The following is a 5,689-nucleotide window of genomic DNA, read 5'->3' as shown; positions in this document are numbered from 1 at the left end:
AAAAGCAAAACCCCTCGCTCATTGCTGAGCGAGGGGTTCGCGGGATATTAGCCTGACGATGACCTACTTTCACACGGGAATCCGCACTATCATCGGCGCTGAGTCGTTTCACGGTCCTGTTCGGGATGGGAAGGGGTGGGACCGACTCGCTATGGTCATCAGGCTTGACTGGTTGGCTGCTGTCGACAAGGGACAGCGGGCCCAATTCGGTAGAGTCAAATCAGCTTTGAATTTGATTGCGTCTTCAGGTTTGAAGAACGGTTTCGATCGATGGGAATCGATCTGCGTGACACCTGTCTTTGAAGTCGCCTGGACTATCAAAGTTATAGGGTCAAGCCGCACGGGCAATTAGTACTGGTTAGCTTAACGCATTACTGCGCTTCCACACCCAGCCTATCAACGTCCTGGTCTTGAACGACCCTTCAGGGGGCTCTAGGCCCCGGCAAGACTCATCTTGAGACGAGTTTCCCGCTTAGATGCTTTCAGCGGTTATCTCTTCCGCACTTAGCTACTCGGCGATGCCACTGGCGTGACAACCGATACACCAGAGGTGCGTCCACTCCGGTCCTCTCGTACTAGGAGCAGGCTCTCTCAATCTTGCAGCGCCCACGGAAGATAGGGACCAAACTGTCTCACGACGTTTTAAACCCAGCTCACGTACCTCTTTAAATGGCGAACAGCCATACCCTTGGGACCGGCTACAGCCCCAGGATGAGATGAGCCGACATCGAGGTGCCAAACACCGCCGTCGATATGAACTCTTGGGCGGTATCAGCCTGTTATCCCCAGAGTACCTTTTATCCGTTGAGCGATGGCCCTTCCATACAGAACCACCGGATCACTTTGTCCTACTTTCGTACCTGCTCGACTTGTCAGTCTCGCAGTCAAGCACGCTTATGCCAATGCACTATCAACACGATTTCCGACCGTATTTAGCGTACCTTCGAACTCCTCCGTTACACTTTGGGAGGAGACCGCCCCAGTCAAACTGCCCACCATACACTGTCCCCAACCCGGATAACGGGCCAAGGTTAGAACCTCAAACACACCAGGGTGGTATTTCAACGTTGGCTCCACCTGATCTAGCGACCAGGTTTCAAAGCCTCCCACCTATCCTACACAGATCTGTTCAAAGTCCAATGTAAAGCTACAGTAAAGGTTCATGGGGTCTTTCCGTCTTTCCGCGGGGAGATTGCATCATCACAAACATTTCAACTTCGCTGAGTCTCTGGAGGAGACAGTGTGGCCATCATTACTCCATTCGTGCAGGTCGGAACTTACCCGACAAGGAATTTCGCTACCTTAGGACCGTTATAGTTACGGCCGCCGTTTACTGGGACTTCAGTCAAGAGCTTGCACCCCATCATTTAATCTTCCAGCACCGGGCAGGAGTCACACCCTATACGTCGACTTTCGTCTTTGCAGAGTGCTGTGTTTTTAATAAACAGTTGCAGCCACCGATTCTCTGCGGCCTCATTGGGCTGAGGGAGTAAATCCCTTTCACCTACTAAAGGCACACCTTCTTCCGAAGTTACGGTGTCAATTTGCCGAGTTCCTTCTCCAGAGTTCTCTCAAGCGCCTTAGAATACTCATCTCGCGCACCAGTGTCGGTTTGCGGTACGGTCGTCAATAGCTGAAGCTTAGTGGCTTTTCCTGGAAGCAGGGTATCACTCACTTCGTCTGCAAGCAGACTCGTTATCACCCCTCATCTAAGCCCGGCGGATTTGCCTACCGAGCACGACTACAGGCTTGAACCGGGACATCCAACACCCGGCTGAGCTAACCTTCTCCGTCCCCACATCGCACTATTGATCGGTACAGGAATATTGACCTGTTTCCCATCAGCTACGCATCTCTGCCTCGCCTTAGGGGCCGACTCACCCTACGCCGATGAACGTTGCGTAGGAAACCTTGCGCTTTCGGCGAGGGGGCTTTTCACCCCCTTTAACGCTACTCATGTCAGCATTCGCACTTCTGATACCTCCAGCAGGCCTCACGACCCACCTTCACAGGCGTACAGAACGCTCTCCTACCACGCACAGTAAACTGTGCATCCGCAGCTTCGGTAACTGGCTTAGCCCCGTTACATCTTCCGCGCAGGACGACTCGATCAGTGAGCTATTACGCTTTCTTTAAATGATGGCTGCTTCTAAGCCAACATCCTGACTGTTTTAGCCTTCCCACTTCGTTTCCCACTTAGCCAATTTTAGGGACCTTAGCTGGCGGTCTGGGTTGTTTCCCTCTTGAGTCCGGACGTTAGCACCCGGTGCTCTGTCTCCCAAGCTGTACTCTTCGGTATTCGGAGTTTGCATAGGTTTGGTAAGTCGCCATGACCCCCTAGCCTAAACAGTGCTCTACCCCCGAAGGTAATACTTGAGGCACTACCTAAATAGTTTTCGGAGAGAACCAGCTATCTCCAGGTTTGTTTAGCCTTTCACCCCTATCCACAGCTCATCCGCTAGTTTTGCAACACTAGTCGGTTCGGACCTCCAGCACCTGTTACGGTACCTTCATCCTGGCCATGGATAGATCACCTGGTTTCGGGTCTACACCCAGCGACTAATTCGCCCTATTCGGACTCGATTTCTCTACGGCTACCCTATTCGGTTAACCTCGCCACTGAATGTAAGTCGCTGACCCATTATACAAAAGGTACGCAGTCACCCTTGCGGGCTCCTACTTTTTGTATGCATGCGGTTTCAGGATCTATTTCACTCCCCTCCCGGGGTTCTTTTCGCCTTTCCCTCACGGTACTTGTTCGCTATCGGTCGATTACGAGTATTTAGCCTTGGAGGATGGTCCCCCCATGTTCAGACAGGATTTCACGTGTCCCGCCCTACTCTTTTCGTGCCTAGTTCCACAATCGACATTTCTCATACGGGGCTATCACCCGCTATGGCCGGACTTTCCATTCCGTTCTGATATGCCAACTGCTAAAACACGAGGGCTACTCCGATTTCGCTCGCCACTACTTTCGGAATCTCGGTTGATGTCTTTTCCTCGAGCTACTGAGATGTTTCAGTTCGCCCGGTTCGCCTCGCACACCTATGTATTCAGTGTGCGATACCTCTAAACGAGGTGGGTTTCCCCATTCGGAAATCTCCGGATCAAAGCTTATTTGCCAGCTCCCCGAAGCTTATCGCAGGCTATCACGTCCTTCGTCGCCTGTAATCGCCAAGGCATCCACCACATGCACTTAGTCACTTGACCCTATAACTTTGACATCCTCAGATGCCGTCAAGGACAGATGCTCAACAACTTGAGCATTTATTGAGTATCACGCGTTCGCCGTTCTTCAATTTCTACTCTTTTCAGAGTTGAAGTTTGTTGACGCAATCAAATGTCGCTGGCGGCACGGTGCTCCCTTGCAGGAGCTTTCCGCCAGCAACGCTGATTCGACTCTACGAATTGTTAAAGAACAACAGCCGACTAAAAAGTCGAGACTGGCAAACCACAACAGCGTTTGCCCGCTGCTGTGGTTTGCCAACCGATGTAAGTGAACTGGTGGAGGATGACGGGATCGAACCGACGACCCCCTGCTTGCAAAGCAGGTGCTCTCCCAGCTGAGCTAATCCCCCAAGATCTCTCGATCCTCGTGGTGGGTCTGGCTGGATTCGAACCAGCGACCCCCGCCTTATCAAGACGGTGCTCTAACCGACTGAGCTACAGACCCACGCATCTCGTGCGTGACCCTGTCTCTCGCGCCAACCCAGCAAGGCCAGCTCGCCAGGCTCACGCGATATTCACTCTACTGTTGTGTGTCTACAGCCGATAAGTGTGGGCGCGCTGAACTCGCTTGTGTGGACTCGACTCGATCCGGCCACCGAAGCAGCCTGACGGTCTCGTCATTCTCTAGAAAGGAGGTGATCCAGCCGCACCTTCCGATACGGCTACCTTGTTACGACTTCACCCCAGTCACGAACCCTGCCGTGGTAATCGCCCTCCTTGCGGTTAGGCTAACTACTTCTGGCAGAACCCGCTCCCATGGTGTGACGGGCGGTGTGTACAAGACCCGGGAACGTATTCACCGCGGCAAGCTGATCCGCGATTACTAGCGATTCCGACTTCACGCAGTCGAGTTGCAGACTGCGATCCGGACTACGACCGGGTTTCTGGGATTAGCTCCCCCTCGCGGGTTGGCAGCCCTCTGTCCCGGCCATTGTATGACGTGTGTAGCCCTACCCATAAGGGCCATGATGACCTGACGTCATCCCCACCTTCCTCCGGTTTGTCACCGGCAGTCTCATTAGAGTGCCCTTTCGTAGCAACTAATGACAAGGGTTGCGCTCGTTGCGGGACTTAACCCAACATCTCACGACACGAGCTGACGACGGCCATGCAGCACCTGTGTCCAGGTTCTCTTTCGAGCACTCCCACATCTCTGCAGGATTCCTGGCATGTCAAGGGTAGGTAAGGTTTTTCGCGTTGCATCGAATTAAACCACATCATCCACCGCTTGTGCGGGTCCCCGTCAATTCCTTTGAGTTTCAACCTTGCGGCCGTACTCCCCAGGCGGTCAACTTCACGCGTTAGCTACGTTACTGAGAAGAAACCCTCCCAACAACCAGTTGACATCGTTTAGGGCGTGGACTACCAGGGTATCTAATCCTGTTTGCTCCCCACGCTTTCGTGCATGAGCGTCAGTACAGGCCCAGGGGATTGCCTTCGCCATCGGTGTTCCTCCGCATATCTACGCATTTCACTGCTACACGCGGAATTCCATCCCCCTCTGCCGTACTCTAGCCATGCAGTCACAAATGCAGTTCCCAGGTTGAGCCCGGGGATTTCACATCTGTCTTGCATAACCGCCTGCGCACGCTTTACGCCCAGTAATTCCGATTAACGCTTGCACCCTACGTATTACCGCGGCTGCTGGCACGTAGTTAGCCGGTGCTTATTCTTCAGGTACCGTCATGAACCCCCGGTATTAACAGGAGTCTTTTCTTCCCTGACAAAAGCGGTTTACAACCCGAAGGCCTTCTTCCCGCACGCGGCATGGCTGGATCAGGCTTGCGCCCATTGTCCAAAATTCCCCACTGCTGCCTCCCGTAGGAGTCTGGGCCGTGTCTCAGTCCCAGTGTGGCTGGTCGTCCTCTCAGACCAGCTACAGATCGTTGGCTTGGTGAGCCTTTACCCCACCAACTACCTAATCTGATATCGGCCGCTCCAATCGCGCGAGGTCTTGCGATCCCCCGCTTTCACCCTCAGGTCGTATGCGGTATTAGCTGCTCTTTCGAGCAGTTATCCCCCACGACTGGGCACGTTCCGATACATTACTCACCCGTTCGCCACTCGTCGCCAGGTTGCCCCGCGTTACCGTTCGACTTGCATGTGTAAGGCATGCCGCCAGCGTTCAATCTGAGCCAGGATCAAACTCTACAGTTCGATCTTGAATTCTCAACGGAATCGAACAAAGACTACTTTCATAGCTTCATTCATTTTCCGTGAGCATCTAGCGATTTAACCTTCTCAGGTCGCTCGTCCAGACGCCCACGCTTATCGGCTGTAAATTCTTAAAGAACATCGAAGCCACTTTCGCTTGCGCTACTCGCCTTTGCTTCGTCGCGTCGCTGACTTGTCGTCAACAGCGCAGAAGCGAGATTATGAACGATTCTTTTTGAATTCGTCAAGCAGTCAGCGAAATTATTTTCATCGTCGACTGCGAGAATCTCGCCGCCAAATGAAAACC

At 53.1% G+C, this 5,689-nt stretch carries 2 tRNA genes and 3 rRNA genes; all 5 read right to left on the bottom strand.

Annotation, left to right across the window (positions count from 1 at the left end):
- Window positions 1-50 precede the first annotated feature (50 nt).
- Window positions 51-163 (bottom strand): 5S ribosomal RNA (gene rrf, locus N5D62_RS28265).
- 164 nt (window positions 164-327) lie between these two features.
- Window positions 328-3,210 (bottom strand): 23S ribosomal RNA (locus N5D62_RS28260).
- Between the two features lie 292 nt (window positions 3,211-3,502).
- A tRNA-Ala gene (locus tag N5D62_RS28255) sits at window positions 3,503-3,578 on the bottom strand.
- A gap of 18 nt (window positions 3,579-3,596) precedes the next feature.
- Window positions 3,597-3,673, bottom strand: a tRNA-Ile gene (locus N5D62_RS28250).
- A gap of 183 nt (window positions 3,674-3,856) precedes the next feature.
- Window positions 3,857-5,385: ribosomal RNA gene (locus N5D62_RS28245) — 16S ribosomal RNA — on the bottom strand.
- The 16S, 23S and 5S rRNA genes sit together here with 2 tRNA genes alongside, the layout of an rRNA operon.
- Window positions 5,386-5,689: the final 304 nt, after the last annotated feature.

It is taken from the genome of Mitsuaria sp. GD03876 (assembly GCF_029840635.1).
In the GTDB taxonomy this organism is placed as follows: Bacteria; Pseudomonadota; Gammaproteobacteria; order Burkholderiales; family Burkholderiaceae_C; genus Roseateles.
Note: the sequence above shows the minus strand (reverse complement) of the source record. Positions and strands in the feature narration are given on the sequence as shown.